Annotated in this window: 18 protein-coding genes; 9 read left to right on the top strand and 9 right to left on the bottom strand. The window is 68.8% G+C overall.

Annotation, left to right across the window (positions count from 1 at the left end):
• Window positions 1-32 precede the first annotated feature (32 nt).
• On the bottom strand, window positions 33-1,685 hold the full coding sequence (locus ABTZ89_RS03980) for a recombinase family protein (RefSeq protein ID WP_351039838.1): 1,653 nt from the start codon (window positions 1,683-1,685) through the stop codon (window positions 33-35).
• Window positions 1,686-2,064: 379 nt separating this feature from the next.
• On the opposite strand from ABTZ89_RS03980, the gene ABTZ89_RS03985 reads away from it, so the two are divergent.
• The 3 genes from ABTZ89_RS03985 (at window position 2,065) to ABTZ89_RS03995 (ending at window position 6,354) form a co-directional block, all read left to right on the top strand.
• Window positions 2,065-2,562 carry a VTT domain-containing protein gene (locus ABTZ89_RS03985; RefSeq protein ID WP_351039841.1) on the top strand — a complete coding sequence of 166 codons (498 nt, stop codon included), beginning with the start codon at window positions 2,065-2,067 and terminating at the stop codon, window positions 2,560-2,562.
• Window positions 2,563-2,635: 73 nt separating this feature from the next.
• Entirely contained in the window at window positions 2,636-4,738 is a 2,103-nt protein-coding gene (locus ABTZ89_RS03990; RefSeq protein ID WP_351039844.1) for a catalase, read from the top strand.
• Between the two features lie 158 nt (window positions 4,739-4,896).
• On the top strand, window positions 4,897-6,354 hold the full coding sequence (locus tag ABTZ89_RS03995) for an amino acid permease (protein WP_351039847.1): 1,458 nt from the start codon (window positions 4,897-4,899) through the stop codon (window positions 6,352-6,354).
• Between the two features lie 51 nt (window positions 6,355-6,405).
• Here the strand turns inward: ABTZ89_RS03995 and ABTZ89_RS04000 are convergent, their stop codons facing one another.
• From ABTZ89_RS04000 to ABTZ89_RS04010, 3 genes are all read right to left on the bottom strand, one after another.
• A complete protein-coding gene (locus tag ABTZ89_RS04000; RefSeq protein ID WP_270949667.1) occupies window positions 6,406-6,819 on the bottom strand; it encodes a YybH family protein in 414 nt (137 codons plus the stop codon).
• Between the two features lie 174 nt (window positions 6,820-6,993).
• On the bottom strand, window positions 6,994-7,701 hold the full coding sequence (locus ABTZ89_RS04005; protein WP_351039850.1) for a carbonic anhydrase: 708 nt from the start codon (window positions 7,699-7,701) through the stop codon (window positions 6,994-6,996).
• A gap of 207 nt (window positions 7,702-7,908) precedes the next feature.
• Window positions 7,909-9,351: an MFS transporter gene (locus ABTZ89_RS04010; protein ID WP_351039853.1), complete on the bottom strand. Its 1,443-nt coding sequence runs from the start codon at window positions 9,349-9,351 to the stop codon at window positions 7,909-7,911.
• A 222-nt stretch (window positions 9,352-9,573) separates the two neighbouring features.
• Between ABTZ89_RS04010 and ABTZ89_RS04015 the strand changes: the two genes are divergently transcribed.
• The 4 genes from ABTZ89_RS04015 (at window position 9,574) to ABTZ89_RS04030 (ending at window position 12,817) form a co-directional block, all read left to right on the top strand.
• The gene (locus ABTZ89_RS04015; protein ID WP_270949664.1) at window positions 9,574-10,434 is read left to right on the top strand and encodes a TetR/AcrR family transcriptional regulator; all 861 of its coding nucleotides are present in this window, start codon (window positions 9,574-9,576) and stop codon (window positions 10,432-10,434) included.
• 74 nt (window positions 10,435-10,508) lie between these two features.
• Window positions 10,509-11,393 carry a beta-keto acid cleavage family enzyme gene (locus ABTZ89_RS04020; protein WP_270949663.1) on the top strand — a complete coding sequence of 295 codons (885 nt, stop codon included), beginning with the start codon at window positions 10,509-10,511 and terminating at the stop codon, window positions 11,391-11,393.
• 24 nt (window positions 11,394-11,417) lie between these two features.
• Window positions 11,418-12,380: a 3-hydroxyacyl-CoA dehydrogenase NAD-binding domain-containing protein gene (locus ABTZ89_RS04025; protein ID WP_351039858.1), complete on the top strand. Its 963-nt coding sequence runs from the start codon at window positions 11,418-11,420 to the stop codon at window positions 12,378-12,380.
• Window positions 12,377-12,817, top strand: coding sequence for a thioesterase family protein (locus tag ABTZ89_RS04030; protein WP_351039861.1), 441 nt, complete (start codon window positions 12,377-12,379; stop codon window positions 12,815-12,817). Before ABTZ89_RS04025 ends, ABTZ89_RS04030 begins: the two co-directional genes overlap by 4 nt.
• 41 nt (window positions 12,818-12,858) lie before the next feature.
• Here ABTZ89_RS04030 and ABTZ89_RS04035 read toward each other — a convergent pair whose 3' ends face one another.
• Window positions 12,859-13,986 (bottom strand): hypothetical protein, encoded by a 1,128-nt coding sequence (locus tag ABTZ89_RS04035; protein WP_351039863.1) that lies wholly within the window; start codon window positions 13,984-13,986, stop codon window positions 12,859-12,861.
• Window positions 13,987-14,151: 165 nt separating this feature from the next.
• Between ABTZ89_RS04035 and ABTZ89_RS04040 the strand changes: the two genes are divergently transcribed.
• The gene (locus ABTZ89_RS04040; protein ID WP_351039866.1) at window positions 14,152-14,322 is read left to right on the top strand and encodes a hypothetical protein; all 171 of its coding nucleotides are present in this window, start codon (window positions 14,152-14,154) and stop codon (window positions 14,320-14,322) included.
• A gap of 7 nt (window positions 14,323-14,329) precedes the next feature.
• On the opposite strand, the gene ABTZ89_RS04045 is transcribed toward ABTZ89_RS04040, so the two are convergent.
• The 4 genes from ABTZ89_RS04045 to ABTZ89_RS04060 form a co-directional block, all read right to left on the bottom strand.
• A complete protein-coding gene (locus tag ABTZ89_RS04045) occupies window positions 14,330-15,736 on the bottom strand; it encodes an FAD-binding oxidoreductase (protein ID WP_351039869.1) in 1,407 nt (468 codons plus the stop codon).
• A 110-nt stretch (window positions 15,737-15,846) separates the two neighbouring features.
• Window positions 15,847-16,728, bottom strand: coding sequence for an NAD-dependent epimerase/dehydratase family protein (locus ABTZ89_RS04050; protein WP_408641858.1), 882 nt, complete (start codon window positions 16,726-16,728; stop codon window positions 15,847-15,849).
• A gap of 254 nt (window positions 16,729-16,982) precedes the next feature.
• Window positions 16,983-17,186 (bottom strand): cold-shock protein, encoded by a 204-nt coding sequence (locus ABTZ89_RS04055; protein ID WP_270949657.1) that lies wholly within the window; start codon window positions 17,184-17,186, stop codon window positions 16,983-16,985.
• Between the two features lie 365 nt (window positions 17,187-17,551).
• Window positions 17,552-18,721, bottom strand: a complete 1,170-nt coding sequence (locus tag ABTZ89_RS04060; RefSeq protein WP_351039878.1) for a Glu/Leu/Phe/Val family dehydrogenase — start codon at window positions 18,719-18,721, stop codon at window positions 17,552-17,554.
• Window positions 18,722-19,260: 539 nt separating this feature from the next.
• Between ABTZ89_RS04060 and ABTZ89_RS04065 the strand changes: the two genes are divergently transcribed.
• Complete coding sequence (locus tag ABTZ89_RS04065) at window positions 19,261-20,076, top strand: hypothetical protein (protein WP_351039875.1); 816 nt, start codon at window positions 19,261-19,263, stop codon at window positions 20,074-20,076.
• Window positions 20,077-20,138 lie beyond the last annotated feature (62 nt).

A 20,138-nucleotide genomic window follows, 5' to 3' on the forward strand; every position in this document is an offset into this window, starting at 1 on the left:
GATGAGCCCGCCTAACCTTTCCGGCTTGCTATTTACGATCCCCAGCTGTATTGCGCCTCAAGCTCAGCGCGATACGCCGCCGCCTTGGGTTTCTCCGCATCAAGATGCTCTTGCGGATCGATCGATGGATCGATCAGACCGAGCAGCAATTCCAGGTGTGTAAAGTCGAAATGAGACTCGATCTCCGACTTCATTTCGAACCGAACACCAGCATTCCGCAAGAACGCGTTCCGCTGGTCCGAGTCCAGTCCATCCCAGTGCTCCGCGAACGTCTCCCCGGTCGGTTCCATCCGATACCCTGCCTGGCGTACCGGCTGAGCCTCAAGCTCGCTACGCCGCTTGTCCAGCACCTCTAGGCGACCAGCCAGCTTGTCATGGGTCTTTCCACGGAACGCCGGAGACGTGATCAGGCTAGCGATGTTGTCGATCTCAGCTTCGATGCTGGCTAGTTCATCCGCGTTGTTCGTCGCAGGGACGTACACGCGTTTTTTCATCGGCAGGTCACCGAAGCTGTCTAGCATGACCTCTTCGAAAAGAGACTCGGCAAGATCTTTGCGGATCGACTTGTTACCGCACGGCTTTCCCTTTTGCGAGCTAGCGCAGCGGTAATACGTCCGGGATCCGTTAGACACCGTGTAGCGAGGCTCACCGCACGGGCAGTAGAACACGCGGAGCAGTAGATCAGTCTCAGTCTTCCGGCGCTTCGGAGCGGACTTGGCACGCTTACCTAGAGCCTCTTGCAGCTCATCGAACCGGGTACGAGACAGAATCGGCTCAGCACGCACCAACGGTGCACCGGTCTCATCGCGGACTGTGTACGGCTCCCCGAACTGTTTCTTACCCTTAGCGTACCTGATCGGTTTACCGTCGGCACCGAGGACGGCGTCACGACGGATTGTGTGACCTAGCAGAGTCTCAGTCTCCAGAATCCGGTTAATCGACTGATGAGACCACGCTGCGCCTTTGGGCTTGTTTCCCGTGTTGATCCGTTGACGGTCACGAGGGGACGGGACACCACGGGTGTTCAGGTCGATAATGATTTTCCGGACGGACTCCTTATTGATCACACGTTCTACGATCTCCAGGATGACGGCTTTAGCCTCGTGGTCTACCACGTACTCGTTCCCGTTGGCTTTGTAGCCGTACGGAGTCATCCGCCCGGTGTACATGCCCTTGGAATACGTGTAATCGAACGCGTTGGTGTTTCGTTCCCGGATAGCTTCCAGCTCGCCTGCGGCGACCTCGGCGAGGATGACCGCGACCATACGGCCGGGGCTAGTACCGAGGTCAAAGGTCTCAGACGTCGATACAAGCGACTTGCCGTGTTCCTGGCACCAAACCATCACCTTGCTCAGGTAGATCGAGCCCGTGGCGATACGGTCCAGCCGGTATCCGGCGATGACGTCCCACGAGTCCACCCGTTCCGGCTCGGTGAACCACGGGGACAACTCAGGAGCAGTGAACGGGTCCACGGAGCGTCCGAGGTCTAGGTCCTCAGCCCACCCGATGATCGTGTGCCCGTTGGCTTCCGCCCAACGCTCGATAGCTAGACGTTGACGCTCAGGGCTGGTCGTGGTGTCCTCACGACCTTGAAACCGGCTCAGCCGGATACGCCCCAGCACCCGAAGCCCCTCACCAGGGGCTACTGCCTGCTCAACCTTGTGGTTGGTGGTCCGCCGCGCCACTGCTCATGCTCCCTTACCTGCCCTAGATCAGATCGGTAACCGTTTCTCGTGCGTTACCGTCTGGTCACGTGGTGCTCACACAGACCAATCGGGCGTCGTGGGCGCTGACACGCCTGGCCTGCTGGCGTCGGTCTTGGGTGTATTGGTCGGGGGTGCCCGACGCTGCCCGGTGCTCCGGCGCTGATCTGTGTGAACTTGGTAGGTAAGAGCGAGAAATTGACGTTCACCCGGGTGATGGTCAATTTCTCGCGAAATTGGCACCCGTCCCCGGCCGGGTGTTGCGGGGAGCGGCTCGGTAGGGTGGGTCGTCCTGTTCTGGTCGTTGTGGAGTGCGTGACGTGATCGACCGCCTTGCTCCGCCGCGCGAGCGGGTGGTCCGATGATCGGGTGGCTGCTGGCCACCGCGGGCACCGCGGCGCTGGGTAGTTTCTTCCCACTCGTCAACATCGAGCTGTACCTGCTGGGCGTCGTGTCCAATGTGGATGGCGTGAGCTGGTGGGGGCTCGGGCTGGCCGCCGCGATCGGCCAGGTCGCCGGCAAGACGCTGTTCTACTTCGCGGGCAAGGGCGGGTTCGCGCTCGGCGAGCGGATGCTGAAGAAGCTCGAGGCCAAGCGGCGGACCGGCCGGTGGGCCGCCTGGTTCGAGAAGTTCCACCAGCGCACCGTCGACCGCCCCTGGTGGGGGCTGGGCGTGCTGTGCCTGACCTCGATCCCCGGCATCCCGCCCTACAGCCTGATGTGCCTGCTCTCCGGCGCGGCGGGCCTGCCGCTGATCGGCTTCCTCGCGGCCAGCCTCATCGGCCGGGCCGCGCACTTCCTGCTCGTGGCCGGCGCCCCCGGACTGCTTCACTGGCTGCCCGCCGCGCTGGGGTCCTGAACGCGCATAGCCCCCGGCACCAGCGGGAAACCTGGTGGGCGGTTTCAGCCGACACCGAGGGGAGCCAGGCGCGATGGGCACCGAAGACGACAAGCAACGACAGCTCGACGGGGTCCGGCAGGACCTCACCGGCACGAAGTTGACCACCCAGCAGGGCGTGCGCATCGACCACACCGACGACGCGTTGAGCGCCGGTGAGCGCGGCCCCACGCTGCTGGAGGACTTCCACGCCCGGGAGAAGATCACGCACTTCGACCACGAACGCATCCCGGAGCGCGTGGTGCACGCCCGCGGCGCCGGGGCCTACGGGCACTTCCAGCCCTACGACGGCTGGCTGTCCGACTACACCGTCGCGCGCTTCCTGACCGATCCGAACCAGCGCACCCCGGTGTTCGTCCGGTTCTCCACCGTCGCCGGTTCCCGGGGATCGGCCGACACGGTCCGCGACGTGCGCGGTTTCGCCACCAAGTTCTACACCGAGCAGGGCAACTACGACCTGGTCGGCAACAACATGCCGGTGTTCTTCATCCAGGACGGCATCAAGTTCCCCGACTTCGTGCACGCGGTGAAGCCCGAACCGCACCACGAGATGCCGCAGGCCGCCTCGGCGCACGACACGTTGTGGGACTTCGTGGCGCTGCAACCGGAAACGCTGCACATGATGATGTGGCTGATGTCGGACCGGGCGATTCCGCGCAGCTACCGGATGATGCAGGGCTTCGGCGTGCACACCTTCCGGCTGGTCAACGCCGCCGGCGAAGGCACCTTCGTGAAGTTCCACTGGAAGCCGGTGCTGGGCAGCCATTCGCTGGTGTGGGACGAGTGCCAGAAGATCGCCGGGGCCGATCCCGACTACAACCGCCGCGACCTGTGGGAGTCCATCGAGGCCGGCCAGTACCCGGAGTGGGAGCTGGGCGTGCAGCTGGTCGAGGAGTCGGCGGAGTTCGACTTCGACTTCGACCTGCTGGACGCGACCAAGATCATCCCCGAAGAGGTGGTGCCGGTGCGCCCGGTGGGCAAGATGGTGCTGGACCGCAATCCGGACAACTTCTTCGCCGAGACCGAGCAGGTCGCCTTCCACACCGCCAACGTGGTGCCGGGCATCGACTTCACCAACGATCCGCTGCTGCAGGCGCGCAACTTCTCCTACCTCGACACCCAGCTGATCCGGCTCGGCGGACCGAACTTCGCGCAGATCCCGATCAACCGGCCGACCGCCGAGGTGACCAACAACCAGCGCGACGGCTACGGCCAGCAGAAGATCCACCAGGGCCGCACGAGCTACACGGAGAACAGCCTGTCCGGCGGGTGCCCGGCGCTGGCCGACGAGGACGTGTTCCGGCACTACCAGCAGAAGGTGGACGGCTACACGATCCGCAAGCGCAGCGAGAGCTTCAAGGACCACTACAGCCAGGCGACGCTGTTCTGGAACAGCATGGCGCCGTGGGAGAAGGAGCACATCGTCGCGGCGTTCCGCTTCGAGCTCGGCAAGGTCGACCACCAGCACGTGCGCGCCAACGTCGTCGACCACCTGGAGAACATCGACCACGAGCTGGCCGCGGCGGTGGCGGAGGGAGTCGGCGTGGCACCGCCCAGCGGCGGCAAGCCGAACCACGGCCGCAGCTCCCCCGCGCTGAGCCTGGCCAATTCCCGCACCGACACGATCACCAGCCGCAAGGTCGCGGTGCTGGTCGCCGACGGCGTGGACGCCTCGGAAGTCGTCCAGATCCAGCGCGGACTGGCCGAGCGCGGCGCGCTGGCGGAGGTGCTGGGGCTGCGCGACGGCAAGGTCCGCGGCACCGACAGCGACGAGGTGACCGTGGACCGGGCCGTGCACACCATGGCGTCGGTGCTCTACGACGGCGTGATCGTGCCCGGCGGCGCGGAGAGCGTGCGCGCGTTGGCCGAGGACGGGCACGCGGTGCACTTCGTCGCCGAGGCCTACAAGCACCACAAGCCGGTCGCGGCCAGCGACGAGGGCATGGAGCTGCTGCAACGCGCCGGGGTCTCCGAAGCGCGCAAGGGCTCCGGGACCGACGGCGTGGTCGCCGACCTCGGCGTGGTCATGGCCGCGCACAGCGGCGGTGCGCTGCCGGAGGGCTTCATCGAGGAGTTCGTCACCGTACTCGGCAAGCACCGGGTGTGGGAGCGCGACACCTCCGCCGTGCCCGCCTGAGCGGTGGGCGGAATGGAGTGCCCACCGCGCATTTGACCGTTTAATCCGGATCACTCGTTGACATCCGGTGAACACCGAGTGTCACGTTTCGTACCGAAAGGATCACACAAAGCGACGCCGGTCGCGCCATCTCGCCGAGCCTCGCTTACGGTGCGCCCGTGAGCGTCTTCCGAACGATGCCCGTCGAGGACATCATCGACCGCGGTGAGCGCAGCGGACTGGTCCGCAGCCTGACCGGCAAGGACCTGATCGGTTTCGGCATCGGCATCATCATCGGCACCGGTGTGTTCACCTTGGCCGGCATCCAGGCCAAGGAGCACGCCGGTCCCGGCGTGGTGCTGTCCTTCGTCATCGGCGGGATCGTCGCGGCCCTGGCCGCGCTGTGCTACGCCGAGCTGTCCTCAGCGGTTCCGACCGCGGGCAGCGCCTACACCTACGGCTACGCCACGCTCGGCGAGCTGTTCGCCTGGATCATCGGCTGGGACCTGCTGCTGGAGTTCGCCCTGGGCGCCGCGGTGGTCTCGCGCAGCTGGTCGGGCTACGTGTCGAACCTGCTCGGCCTGCCGTCGGAGTGGTTCGGCGAGGACGCCACGGTCAACGTCGGCGCGATACTGATCATCGCGGTGCTCACGGTGATCGCGGTGATCGGCATCCGCGAGTCGTCGTGGGTGACCAACGCGCTGGTCGTGGTCAAGGTGTCGGTGTGCGTGCTGGTGATCGTCGCCGGCCTGTTCTTCTTCAACGGTGCCCACCTCGACCCGTTCATCCCGCCCGCGCAGCCGGCTACCGAGACCGCGAGCGCGCTGGAGCAACCGCTGGTGCAGGCCCTGCTCGGCATGGAGCAGTCGATGTACGGCATCGGCGGCGTGTTCACCGCGGCGGCGATCGTGTTCTTCGCCTACACCGGCTTCGAGGCGCTGGCCAACCTCGGCGAGGAGACCAAGCGCCCCAAGCGGGACCTGCCGGTCGGCCTGCTCGGCAGCTTGATCGTGTGCACCGTGCTGTACGTGCTGGTCGCGATCGTGCTCAGCGCCATGGTCGACTACCGGCAGATCGACGAGGGCGCACCGCTGGCCGCGGCGTTCCAGTCGGTCGGCCAGCCGTGGGTGGCCGCGCTGATCGCGCTGGGCGCGGTGACGGGTCTGACCTCGGTGATGATGGTCGAGCTGGTCACCATCGGCCGGATCGGTTTCGCGATGAGCCGCGACGGCCTGCTGCCGCCCAAGCTCTCCCAGGTGCACCCGAAGTGGGGCACGCCGCACCGGATGACCATCGGCGGCGCGGTGCTGATCATGCTGATGGCCGGCTTCATCCCGATCTCCGAACTGGCCGACATGGTGAGCATCGGCGCCCTGTCGGGCTTCGTGATCGTCTCCCTCGCGGTCCCGGTCCTGCGCCACCGCAAGCCGGATCTCGCCCGCCCGTTCCGGGTGCCGCTGTCGCCGGTGCTGCCGATCCTCAGCGCCCTGGCCTGCCTGTACCTGATGGCGAACCTGGACATCATCACCTGGCTGCGCTTCGCGGCCTGGCTTGCCCTCGGCCTGGTGATCTACTTCGCCTACGGCCACCGCAACGCCCGCCTGGCCAAGGCGACGTCCGACGCCGCGAAGGAATAGCGCCGAACACGCGGAACGGGGCGGGCGCGATCGACTGCGCCCGCCCCGTTCCTACCCCTGCACGACGACCGGGCCGCGCAACGACTCGTGGTAGTGGATCCCCTTCCACCCAGCACCGGTGCGACGCGCGATCAGCGTGTTGCGCCCGTGCACTTCGAACGGCTCAGCGCTCCCGCTCGAACCTTCGACGTCGAAGGCGAAGAACACCCACGCGACATCGCCGATGACCTCGATCCGAACATCGGAGACGGTCATCGCGTGCACGTGGCGGATGTCGGCGACGACGCGATCGAAGTACCGGCCGACCGCATCCGCGCCCTGCAGCGGCCGGTCCAGTTCGGCCGGGCAGTAGACGAGTTCTCGCTCCGGATCCCAGATCGACCGGAACGCGGCGGTGTCCCGATTCGCCCAAGCGGTCCGGAACACCTCGATCAGTGCGGTAACGCCGTCGATGTCGTCCACCATGTAGGCAACGCTAGAACTTCGAGTCCGGTCGAGGTCAAGAACGTTCCACCCCGGGGAACTACCGGACCGCACACGATGTCCAGGCCGGTCACGGCACGTGAGTACTTTGGGGCGCTATAGAACCCCAAAGTACTCACGAAGCCTGAGCAGGCGGAACAGCGCACTGGGGCGGGTTCAGGTGACCGGGTCGATCTTGCCCGTGGACAGGGTGAGGACGCCTCCGTGGATGGTCAGGTGTCCGGCTCGCACCGCTTGCGCCAATCCGGCGCTCATCTCGGGGAGTGCCGCGACCACGTGGCGGACGTTGGCCACGACGGCCTCGTGCAGGAGGGCGTCGCCCGTTGCTCCGGCCTGGCGGGCTTGGGCCACGGCCGGCTGGATCGGGGCCACCAGCGGCGCGAACTCGCCCGGGGGCGTCTTTCCCTCGGCCACCTCGATCGCCGTCTTCACCGCGCCGCAGTTGTCGTGGCCGAGCACGAGCAGCACCTCGGTGCCCAGCACGGCTTGGGCGTACAGCAGGGACGCGGTGTCCGCAGGGGTGGCGATGTTCCCTGCGACGCGGCAGACGAACAGATCGCCGATGCCGGCGTCCACGGCCAGCTCCGGGGCGGTCCGCGAGTCGGCGCAACCGAGCACGGAGGCGAACGGCTGCTGATGACCGGCGAGCTGCTGGCGGAGCTCTAGCGTCTGGTTCGGGTGCAGCGGGGTGCCCGCGACGAAGCGCTGGTTCCCGTCCTGGAGGCGGTGCAAGGCGTCCTCCGGCGTCGAAGGCCGGGGCATCACGGGTCCGGTGGTTGGTGCCTGGTTCGCGCAGGACGCCACGACCAGTGGAGACGCACCGGCTGCCAGGAGCGCGCCCAGCGCGGCACGTCTGCTCAGCAACCCATCACCAGTTGGCCGCATGACTCCCCCGTGCTGCCGACGCCCGGCCCCGCGCTCACCTCGGCGAACAAGCCACGAGGAGCGTAGCTCCGGCTCCGAGCGGGCCACCCCGGTCGTTCGTCCCGAGAAGTCCAGCGGATGTCGAAGCGGTGATCGCGCTGGTCAGGACCCGTGAGTACTTTGGGTGGCTATAGCAACCCAAAGCGCTCACGGAGCCTCAGCAAGCGAAACGGCGCGCTTGGCCAGGACGACTTCGGCCAGGGCCACCAGGAGGGCTGCTGCGACGAAGCCGATCGAGACGATCAGGCCGCTGGTGATCGCTGCGTCGAAGCCGGCGGTGGCCAGGACTCCGAAGAACAGGCCGGAGGCCGCTGCCGTGCCCACCGCCGAGCCGATTCGCTGGCCGGTCTGCTGGACTCCGGCTGCCGTTCCACCGTGGGCGCTGTCGATCTCGCTGAGGGTCACCGTCTGGTTCGGGGAGATCACCAGGCCGCTGCCGACTCCCGCCACCAGCAGGGGCAGCGCCGTCACCACTCCCGCCATCGAGCCCGGTTGGGTGCGCAGCAGCAGGTCGGTCGCGAGGAGACCGAGCAGCGCACCGATCAGGCCGATGACGACCAGTCGGCGGCCCATCCGGTACACGAGTCGTCCGCTCATCGCCGACGAAACCGCGGAGCCGACCGCGAACGGCGTGAGCGCGAGCCCGGCTTGCAGCGCCGAATAGCCCAGACCGCGCTGGAGGTACACCGCCAGGACGAAGAAGATGCTGGTGAATCCCGCGAAGTACAGCAGGCCGAGGGTCGCGCCGAACGAGTAGCTGCGGATGCGCAGCAGTCGCAGGTTGACCAGCGGCGAGTGCCCGCGCTTGTCGTACCAGTGCTCCCACGCCACGAACGACGCCAGCAGCACCACCGCGACGATCACCAGGTACCACGGGGTCGACCGGCCGCTCTCCTGCTCGACCAGCGGCAGCAGCAGGCACAGCAGACCGCCGCCGAGCAGCAGCACGCCCACCAGGTCGAGGCTGCGCGTCGCCCCCTTCGCGCTGTCGCGCGGGAGCACGCGCAGGCCGTACAGGATCGCCGCCGCACCGATCGGCAGGTTCACGAAGAACACCCAGCGCCAGCCGTGCTCCGCACCCGCCAGCTGGATGATCAGCCCGCCCAGCAGCGGGCCGATCGCGGTGGAGATGCCCACCACCGCGCCGAACAGGCCGAAGGCCTTCCCGCGCTCCCGGCCGTGGAACAGCTGCTGCATCAAGCCGAGCACCTGCGGGTTGAGCAGACCGCCTGCCATGCCCTGCAGCAGCCTGGCCACCACCAGCCACAGCGGGGTCATCGCGAATCCGGCCAGCGCGCTGGCCACCGTGAACGCCCCCAGCGCCAGCAGGAACATCCGGCTGCGGCCGCGGTCGTCGCCGAGACGTCCCGCCGGTACCAGCACCAGGCCGAAGGTCAGCGCGTACCCGGAGACCACCCAGGACAGCGCGGCGGCGGGCGCGTCCAGGCCTTGCTGGATCGAGGGCAGGGCGACGTTGACGATGCTGACGTCCAGGAGCGTCATGAATCCCGCGACCAGGCAGATGGCGAGCACCTGCCAGCGGGTGGCTGACTCCTCGGGGGAACGCGTCTTCGACTCGGTCGGGTCCACGGGTTCAGCTCAGCACGTTCGTTCTAGGCTCGCACCACCCGGCCCTGCCCAGCATTGCGACCGACTGACTTATCAATCACATAGACCACCCGATCGGCCGCCCCCGACCGGCATTCCAACGCCGCTTACTGGGGATATTCATCCGACAGGGGATCATCCGACCCGATCGCAACACGCCCAGATCATTGCGATTCTCGCAATGTGCTGTTAGCGTTCCGTCCCGTGGAGGACACGACGGCTGCGTTGCGCCAACGGGTGCGCGACGTGTTGCGCCAGTATCCCGGGAGCCAACGGGCTTTCGCCGAGCAGATCGGATTGGACCCCACCAAGCTGTCCAAGTCGCTGACCGGCACCAGGCGGTTCACCCCGGTCGAGCTCACCCGCATCGGCGAGCTCACCGGTGTCACGGTCAACTGGCTGATCAACGGCGGGGACGACGTCGAGACGGTGGCGGCCGCGCCGCAGCGCACCGCCCGGCCCGGACGCGACCCCGGTGATCTCCGGGAAGCCAGCCGCTACCAGCAGATCCTCGACGCGGCCTGGCGGCTGATCGCCGAACGCGGCTTCCACTCGGTGCGCGTCTCCGACGTGGCCAAGGAGTGCGGCACCAGCGCCGCGACGATCCACTACTACTTCCCCGGCCGCGACGACCTGCTCACCGAGACGCTGCGCTACTCGGTGCGGCTGGCCTTCGACCGGCAGGTCGCCGAGCTGCACGCCGTCGAGGACGCTCACGAGCGCCTGCTGCGGCTGGTCGAGCTGCAGCTGCCAACGCCGGGCCTGCTGCGCCAGGAGTGGTCGATCTGGCTGCAGGTGTGGACCGAGAGCGCGCTCAACCCGGATCTGCAGGTCCTGCACAGCGATTCCTACACGCGCTGGCACGACACCATCGGCCGCACCATCCGGCAGGGCCAGGAGCAGGGCGTGTTCGCCGACACCGACGCCGAGGAGCTGACCGTCACGCTCACCGCGCTGATCGACGGGCTCGGCATCCAGGTGCTCGCCGGTCGCCCCGGCCGGTCCGTCGAGCGGATGCGCAAGGTGCTGCGCGAGTTCGTCGAACGCGAGATCGTCCGGCACTGACATCCCCCACAACTCCACCGGACACCCACCTCGGGTGCCCGGGCGCTGAACCCTACCCACGAGAGGAGAGCCCGATGGCCAACGAAGTCATCGTCACCGCCGCGCTCACCGGCGCCGGTGACACCACCGGCAAGAGCGAGTTCGTCCCGGTGACCCCGGAGCAGATCGCCAAGGACGCGGTCGCGGCCGCCGAGGCCGGGGCGGCCGTGGTGCACATCCACGTCCGCAACGTCGAGACCGGCCAGGGCTCGCGGGACGTCGCGCTCTACCGCGAGGTCGTGGAGCGCATCAAGGAAACCGGCATCGACGTGGTCATCAACCTGACCGCGGGCATGGGCGGCGACCTGTTCATCTCCCCCGACGACCCGCTCAAGCCGGTCGAGGGCACCGACCTGGTCAACGGCCTGGAGCGGCTGCCGCACGTCGAGGAGCTGCTGCCCGACATCTGCACCCTGGACTGCGGTTCGCTGAACTTCGGCGACGGCAGCCAGCTCTACATCTCCACCCCGGACATGATGCGCGCCGGCGCCAAGCGGATCCAGGAGCTCGGCGTCAAGCCGGAGCTGGAGATCTTCGACACCGGCAACCTGTGGTTCGCCAAGCAGCTGCTCGCCGAGGGCCTGCTCGACGCCCCGCCGCTGTTCCAGCTGTGCGCGGGCATCCCGTGGGGCGCCCCGCCGGACCCGGGCCTGCTCCAGGCGATGATCAACATGCTGCCGGAGGGCGCGAACTGGGCGAGCTTCGCCATCGGCCGCAACCAGCTGCGCTGGGTCGGTCTGGCCGCGGCGCTGGGCGGCAACGTGCGCGTCGGCCTGGAGGACAACCTCTACCTGAGCAAGGGCGTCAAGGCCACCAACGGCCAGCTCGTCGAGCGCGCGGTGGGCATCGTCGAGGGCATGGGCATGAAGATCGCCACCCCCGACCAGGCCCGCGAGCAGCTCGGCCTGAAGAAGCGCTGACACCGGTCGAAAGGGAATTCTGAGTTGAACGAGCACACTCCCTCCCCCGCTTCGGTTCGCCGGGTCGCCTGCATCGGTGCCGGTGTCATCGGCGGCGGCTGGGTCGCGCACTTCCTGGCCCGCGGCTACCAGGTGACCGCCTGGGACCCGGCCCCGGAGTTCGAGGCCAAGTTGCGCCGCCTGGTCGACGCCGCGTGGCCCGCGCTGACCGAGCTCGGCCTGGCCGAGGGCGCCTCCCGCGACAACCTGGTCATCGCCGCGACGCTGGAGGACGCCGTCGCCGACGCCGAGTTCGTGCAGGAGAGCGCGCCGGAGGACCTCGCGCTCAAGCGGGACCTGCTGGCCCGCATCGACGCGGCCACCCCGGCCGGCGTGGTGGTCTCCTCGTCCACCTCGGGCTACGGCATGACCGAGATGCAGGTGGACTGCCCGACGCCGCAGCGCCTCGTGGTGGGTCACCCGTTCAACCCGCCGTACCTCATCCCGCTGGTCGAGGTGGTCGGCGGCGAGAAGACCGAGGCGTGGGCCGTGCAGTGGGCCTCGGAGTTCTTCGAGGTCGCGGGCAAGTCGGTGATCACCATGGACCGCGAGGTGCCGGGCTTCATCGCCAACCGCCTGCAGGAGGCGATCTGGCGCGAGGCGCTGCACATGGTGGCCAACGGCGAGGCGACCGTCGAGCAGATCGACGCCTCGATCACCGACGGCCCGGGGCTGCGCTGGCCGCTGCTCGGCCCGTGCCTGACCTTCCACCTCGCCGGTGGCGAGGGCGGCATGGCGCACATGCTCGACCACTTCGGCCCGTCGCTGAAGTCGCCGTGGACCCGACTGGAGGCGCCCGAGCTCACCACCGAGCTGCGCGACGCGATGGTCGAGGGCTGCGAGGAGGCCGCAGGCGGTCGCAGCATCGCCGAGCTGGTCGCCGACCGCGACCGCGCGGTGATCGCCGTGATGCGGGCGGTCGACGAGGTCCGGAAGGGCGCGAAGTGAGCGGGCTCGCGGAGTTCCGCCAGCAGATCCGTCCGGAGTGGATCGACTACAACGGCCACCTCAGCGAGGCCTACTACGTGCTGGTCTTCGGATTCGCCACCGACGCGGTGATGGACCAGGTGGGCCTGGACGAGAACTACCGCACCAGCACCGGCTGCTCGCTGTACACGGTGGAAGCGCACGTGCGCTACCTGCGCGAGGTCGGGCCGGACGCGGAGATGGTGATCACCAGTCGCGTGGTGGGCGCGGGCGCGAAGAAGCTGCGCCTGTGCCACGAGATGTCGGTGGACGGCACCGTGGTGGCCACCGAGGAGATCATGGCGCTGCACGTCGACCAGGAGCAGGGCGGTACCTCGCCGTTCCCCGCCGAGGTCGCCGAGCGGCTGACCGGGCTCGTCGAACCGCTGCCGGACTACGCCGGCCGGTCGGTGGGCTGATCTGATCGCAGGTGGGCGGAACTCCCGCAGTGGGGTTCCGCTCACCTCGCTTTCAGCACCCGGTCCAGCAGCCCGCACACGACGATCACCAGCGCGAAGAACGCCCCGGCGGCGGCCAGCAGCCGAGACTCGGGATATCCGCTCGCAACGGCGAACGCGGCCACGGCGGCTGCTGCTCCCAACGCGACCGCGAGCACTAGTTCCGCGCCCCATGCCCGCCACGGAACCGCCGAGCCGCGCGCGGTCTCGTGCACTCCGCACACCACGGCCGCGGCGATGATCACCAGACCGGCCACTGCGGACAACATCGGTGTTCCGAAGGAGAGCCCGTAGCGGATCGGCAGCGCTGGTGCGAAGAAGAACACCAGGAACCAGCCCAGGGATGCGCTGACCGCAGTGATGCCAGGTCCTGCCTGCGTCGGAGACCACCGCGCAAGCACCCTCGCCACGACGAGAGCCCCGGTGGCTGCCGCCGCGATCGGCAACGCGTCGCCGACGTGCGCGAGGTTGTAGAGCAGAGCGGTGTCGTAGACGACCAGCACCAGCACGCCGAGCGCCGATGCGGACACCGCGAAGAGCGCCAGATCGGCCGTCGACCTCACCCGCTGCCGCTCCCCTGCGGTCAGCCGCCCCACCAACCACGGGGTCACCAGCCCGGACACGACGCGCAACGCGATGTCCTGGAACGTGTAGGGGTTGGCCAGCGACCACTCGATCAAGCAGAAGGTCGCCGTCCAGGACACCGCCACCGGCCAGACCGCAGCCCGGTCGAACACCTCGGCACCGAACCAGCGGCAGATCGTCAGGTAGGCCAGCAGCACGAACGGCAGCTCCAGCAGGGCCGGCACCCGCAGCAGGGTCCACGACAGGAGTTCGGGCTGCGGCCACACCTCCGCCAGCCACCGCATCGCGAGGTTGTCGTCGGCGAGCGCGAACCACCCGCTCGGCAGGAACCGCGCGATGAACTCCGGATCGCCGTGGTGCACCCGCACCAGGTAGATCGTGCACAGCACCTGGTTGAGGTAGATCGCTGCCCCCACCACCAGAAGCCAGAACCCGGGGTGCCGCAACGGAGTTGCGCGCGGGTTCCGGCTCGGCCGGGTCCACCGCCAACCGATCAGGGCGGACGCCGCGGACAAGACGATCAGAGCGCCTAGAGCGACCGCCACGGTTGAGCACTCCCGGTGTGGAATACGCGTTCGACGCGGATCCTATCCGCGGCAGCGCCGCGGCAGGGCCGAATCGGTCATGCGCGAACCACGTCTCGGGATGACCTGCCCGGCTGAGCTGGTTACGGTGGCGGGTGCTCCGACCGGCTACCGACTGGAGGACCGATGCACCCCGAGACCCCGGAAGCCGACGCCGTCGAACAGGCCCGCCAGGCCGAGGAACTGCCCGAAGAAGAGGAACCGGAACAGGTCGAGGTCCCCCTCGACGTCGATCCGGCCGATCTCGTCGACCAGCACCGCCCGGCCCCGGTCGACGAGTCCTACGACCACGACTGACCCGCGGCTACGCCGAGCGCGAGGTGATTTCGCCCTGCTCGGGGAAGACCCGGCCCGGGTTGAGGATGTTGTGCGGGTCCAGGGCCGCCTTGATCGCGCGCTGCGCGCTCAAGGCGGCCTCGTCCAGCTCCTCCCCCAGCCAGCGCCGCTTGAGGTGCCCGACGCCGTGCTCGCCGGTGATGGTTCCGCCGAGCTCCAGGCCCAGCTCCATGATCGCGTCGAACGCCTGCTGCGCGCGGGCGGACTCCGCTTCGTCGCTGGCGTCGAAGACCACCGACGGGTGCATGTTGCCGTCACCCGCGTGCCCGGCGCACAGCACCTCCACCTGGTACTGCTCGGAGATCCGCCCCAGGCCCTCGACCAGGTCGACCAGGCTGCGCCGCGGCACGCACACGTCGTCCACCAGCACCGCCACGCCCAGGTTCTCGTGGGCGTCGCCGACCAGCCGCCGCGCCTGCATCAGCAGTTCGCCCTCTGCCGGGTCGTCGGCGACGACCACCTCGGAGGCGTCGTTGGCGCGGGCCACGGCCTCGAACGCGGCCAGGTCACCCGGCGCCGCATCGCCGCGATCGGACTGCACCAGCAGCATGCCCGCCATGCCCTCGGGAAAGCCCAGGTCGGCGAGCTTCTGCACCGCCTGGACCGTGGGCCAGTCCATGAACTCCAGCACCGACGGCCGGTAGCCCTCCGCCAGGTATCCGGTCACCGTGCGCGCGGCGTCGACGACGGTCGGAAAGAACGCGACCGCGGTCAGCGGCTGCGCGGCGGCCGGTCGCAGCGCCACGGTGACCTCGGTGACCACGCCGAGAGTGCCTTCGGAGCCGACCACCAGGTGCGTCAGGTCGTAGCCGGCCACGCCCTTGGCGGTGCGGCGGCCGGTGCGCATCACCCGGCCGTCGGCCAGCACGACTTCCAGGGCTCGGACGAAGTCGCCGGTCACGCCGTACTTCACGCAGCACATGCCGCCGGCGTTGGTGGCCACGTTGCCGCCGATCGTGGAGATGCTGCGCGAACCGGGGTCCGGCGGGTAGAACAGCCCGTGCTCGGCGACCTTCGCCGCGAGCACGCCGTTGACCACGCCGGGCTGGACGACGGCGATCTGGTCGGAGGCGTCGATGTCGAGGATCTGGTCCATCTTCTCCAGCGACAGCAGGATGCAGCCGTCCAACGCGTTGGCCGCTCCCGACAGCCCGGAGCGGGCACCCTGCGGCACCACCGGAACCCGGTTCCGGTGCGCCCACGCCAGAGTCGTCGACACGTCCTCAGTGGACCGCGCGCGGACGAGCGCCGCCGGGACGCCGGCCGGGCAGAAGCTGGCGCGGTCGTTGCGGTAGGCCTCCAGCACGTCGACGTCGTCGAAAACGCGTCCGTCGGGCAGTAATTCGCGCAGCGCGCGCACATCGGCGGTGGTCATCGGGGCACTCTCCGACCTGGGCTGGGAACTGGTCTCGCTAGAACCTAACCCGCCGAACCGGTGCTGAGTCCACCGCGAAGGATGGACAAAGTCACACTGCTGCGGCGCCCTCAGCCCGGCCAGTGGCCGAAGAGGTCGGCGAAGCCCTCCCGCCAGCTGGGCCACTTCGGGCGCCAGCCCAGGGTTTCGCGGAGCCGGAAGTTCGTCGCACCGCGCTGCTCGGTCAGCTGGTGGACGGTCAACCAGTCCAGCTGAGCCTTGGCCTGCTCCAGCGTCAGCGACACCGGGGCCGGCCCGCCCGCCATCAGCGCGTAGGCGGGCAGCCACTCCACCGCTGCCGCCGGCTCGTTGTCGACCACGTTGTACGCGCCGGGGTCACCGCTAGCCAGCAGTTCGAGCACCGCCCCGGCCGCGTCGTCGACGTGGGTGAAGGAGGTCAGGCCGACTTCGTCGGCGACCACCGGCAGCTGGCTGCCGCACACCTTGGAGTGGATCGCGCCGCCCGGCGCGTACTGCGTGCCCGGGCCGTAGAGGTTGCCGTAGCGCAGCGCGACGCCCTCGATGTCCGGGCAGTCCAGGACCGCTTCCTCCACCGCCACCTGGGCCCGGACGGCGTCGCCCCAGCAGCCCGGCGCGTCGGTCCACAGTGGTGATTCCTCGTCCAGCACGTCGTGGCCGTGCGGGAGGTAGGCAGCGGTCGTGCTCTGCCCGATGATGCGCTGCGCACCGGCTTCCACGGCCGCCTCGACCAAGTTCTTCGAAGCCCGCTCGCGCGTTCGCGCGGAACGCAGCTGGCCGTCGGAGAGATCGGTGCGGCCGATCCCGGAGGTCTGGTCCACCACCACATCCGGTGCGGCGCGGCGCAACTCGCGCTGCACCTCGTCGAGATCCTGCAGATCGGCGACGGCGACGTCGTCGAACGGTGCGGAACCGTCCAACCGATCCACGCCGCGCACGAGCGCGGTCACGTGATGACCTCGTTCCCGCAGCATCGGGAGGAGGGCTCTCCCGATCACGCCGGTCGAACCGGCGACAACCACACGCAGGGGCACTTCGACCTCGCACCGGGTTAGACGTCAGCGGCTCGAAAGCCTACCCCGGCGAGGCACCCCGGATCGGGTGAAAACTGCGGTCCTCCTGGGCGGCAGACCGGCACCGCGGACGGCCCGGACCTGCCGCCCCTCGAGGCGGCATCAGAGCTCTCTCCGATGCGCCGTCGTGCCGGAGCGGCACGACCGTTCGTCAGTCAGATGGCGCGAATGCTCGCGGCCTGCGGACCCTTCGGGCCCTGAGCGATCTCGAACTCCACGCGCTGGTTCTCCTCCAACGTGCGGAAACCGGAGGCGTCGATCGCGGAGTAGTGGGCGAACACGTCAGCGCCGCCGCCGTCCGGGGTGATGAACCCGTAGCCCTTCTCCGCGTTGAACCACTTGACCGTACCGGTAGCCATTCCTTGTTTCTCCTGATTCTGCTGGCCAGGGTCAACACTGCGCAGACCCGAGGTCGCGGAATGATCACCTCGTGCCGGCGCGGCGCCGGCACACCACGGCACAAAAAAAAGCGCCTGCGTTCTGGCAGGCACTCTTCCAGTACTGCTGGGACCAAAACTGCAACCACCACGAACGCTAGCACTCCGACTGCGGGTTGTCACACGTCAATTGCCGCACGTGAAAGCGGGCGGAAATTCCGGTTAGATCCTTTCCTGCGAAGCGGTTTCGCGCGGCGGCGCCGCCAGCCGAACCCCAGCGCGGCGAGCGCCGGGGACGGCTGGGCGGCCACCCCACTTCGAAGACGAACAGGACCGGGGACAGGTGCTCAGGGGATGCTCAGCAGGCCCTGTCCGCGAGCTTCCGCGGCCATGTTCTGCTCGGTCCGCTGATCGGCGAGCATCAGCGCCGCGGCCCGCGGGGTGAGCCCCTCGGCGTCCCAGGCCGCCAGCAGCGGCGGGATCTTCGCGAGCATCTCCTCCCGCAACACCTGGAACGACAGCACCGGGTCCGCGTCGACCCGCCCCAGCAGCAGCCACCAGGCCCAGGCGACCGCACCGGCGTTGGCCACGAAGTCCGGGATCACCGGAATGCCGCGAGTGGCCAGCATTTCCTCGGCGTCGGCCGTCACCGGGGTGTTGGCCGCCTCGACGATGACCTTGGCGTTGACCTCCGGCACCTGCGGCGGAGCAATCGCGTAGGACACCGCCGCCGGGATGAGCACGTCGACCTCGGCGCTGAGGACCGCTTCGCGCGGCGAGCGCTGGACGTGTTCGGGCACCTGGGCGCGGTCGATCTCGCCGAACCGGTCGCGCGCTTCCAGCAGCGCCGGAACGTCCAGACCCTCCGGGTCGTACAGCGTTCCCGCCGCGTCGGCCATCGCCACGACCTTCAGCCCGGCTTCGTGCAAGTAGTAGGCCGCACCGCCGCCCATCGTCCCGACGCCCTGGACCGCGACCGTCGTCGAAGCGGGAGCCCATCCCCTCGCGTGCACGACACCGAGGCAGCTCTGCGCGACACCGAAGCCGCCGACCACGTCGCCGAGCAGCAGCCCGCCGGGCACCGGGGCGTTGAGACCGGCTCGCACGCGGCGCAGGGTGCGCTCCACGTCCGGGGCTCGCAGGATCGCCGCGTGGTAGGACTGGTGCAGCCCGACCTCGGCGAACACGTCGTCGATCAGGTGCTGCGGCACCCCGAGGTCCTCCGCGGTCACCCAGTGCGCGTCCAGGTACGGCCGCATCGCCTGCACGAAGCGGCGCAGCACGCCCTTGGCCTCGGGATCCTTCGGGTCGCAGTCGATGCCGCCCTTCGCACCGCCGACCGGCAGGTCGAACACCGCGGTCTTGCGCGCCATGCCTCGCGCCAGGTCCTCCACCTCCGACAAGGTGCACCCGGCGCGCATCCGGGTTCCGCCGGTGGCCAGACCGGACACCAGGCTGTGCACCACCAGGTAGCCGTTGCGGCCGGTCACGGGATCCGTCCAGATCACCCGCATCATCGGGTCGCGGTCGACGATAGCCACGGCCGAACCTCCTTCCTGCAGAACGCGTGAACCCGCTGCGGAGAACCCGCGCGGGGAATGGGCAACCAGTGATCGAGCTATCGGCGAGCCGCGTGATCGCCGCGCTCGCCCCACTGCCGATTCGATCGGTCAGAGATGTCGCATCCAGAGCGAGGAAGAGGACAACCAACGGGCCGGGCGAGGGTTCCGGTACGACTCGATTCGCATGGCGCACCTCCCGCATTCCGCCCGGTTGGCTCGAAGCTAAGGGCGGCCGGTTGGGATTGTCAACAATCGACTTCTCGGACAAGCGTTACATCATCGGAACGAGTGTGTCCGGCCGGTTACCGGCACCCTCCCCGGGCCTCCCACCAGCATCGCCGCAACCGCCGGATGCCAAGCCCCACCGCCACACGAACGGGTGATACTCGGTTCTAAGCTTCCGAACGCAGCAGAAGCCGGCACAGGGCGAAGCCGCGCCGGTACTTGGGCCAAACCGCTCCCAAGATCACCACGTGGCTGGAAGGATGCGAGGCATGAGCCAACCGGGACGACCCCAGGACCCATCGGGATCGCTGGACGAGGCGACGCAGCAGCAGCTGATCCAGGAGATCGGCCGAGTCATCGTGCGCGCGCTGCCCCCTGGCTGGCGGGAAGCCACCGTCGAGTACCGCGCGCTGGGCAGCCACCAGGAGCTGGCCGCGCAGCTGATCGCCCCCAACGGCACCGCCATTCCGCTGGCCGCGCCGGTGGAAGCCGCCCAGCTGTTCACGCGACTGCGCCAGGGCATGTACCAGCCGGACCGCGGCACCTGGGTCAGCGCGCTGTACCGCCTGGAGCGCCCGGGCAGCTACACCGTCGACTTCAACGGCGACTACGAGCCGAGCTGGCGCACCGCTCCCCCGGCCGGCGCCGCCGCCGAGGAGCTCAGCCGCTTCCCGCGGCCCGCCTCGGCGACCCCGGCCTGGCTCGTCGCCGCGCCCGCGGCGCAGCTGCGCACCGCGGAGGTCTTCGACGACGCCGGTCGGCCGATCACCGACCGTCCGGAGCTCGACCCGACCGAGCTCGGGCCGATCGCGGACTACCTGGAGAAGGCCCCGATCGTGCTGGCCGCGCGCAGCTACGACACCGACCGGCTCGACCCGGCTCGGACCCCGTCGGTGCCGATGACCTTCCACACCGACGGCAGCTGGGTCTGGCCCGGCGCGGTCGGCTACTACTTGCGCCAGCACGGCGTCGCCCCGGAGGCCGACCTCCTGGCCCACATCCGCGACCAGGGCTTCCGGATCCCGGAGGTCACCGAACCGGTCCGGGACCAGGCCGTCGCCCTCATCACCGGCGAACCTCGCTAGCCACCACCCCGCAGGACCGCAGTTCCGGCCCGAACCGCAGTTTCAATTGAAACTGCAGATCC

Source organism: Saccharopolyspora sp. NPDC002686, from assembly GCF_040295745.1.
Classification (GTDB): Bacteria; Actinomycetota; Actinomycetes; order Mycobacteriales; family Pseudonocardiaceae; genus Saccharopolyspora; species Saccharopolyspora oryzae.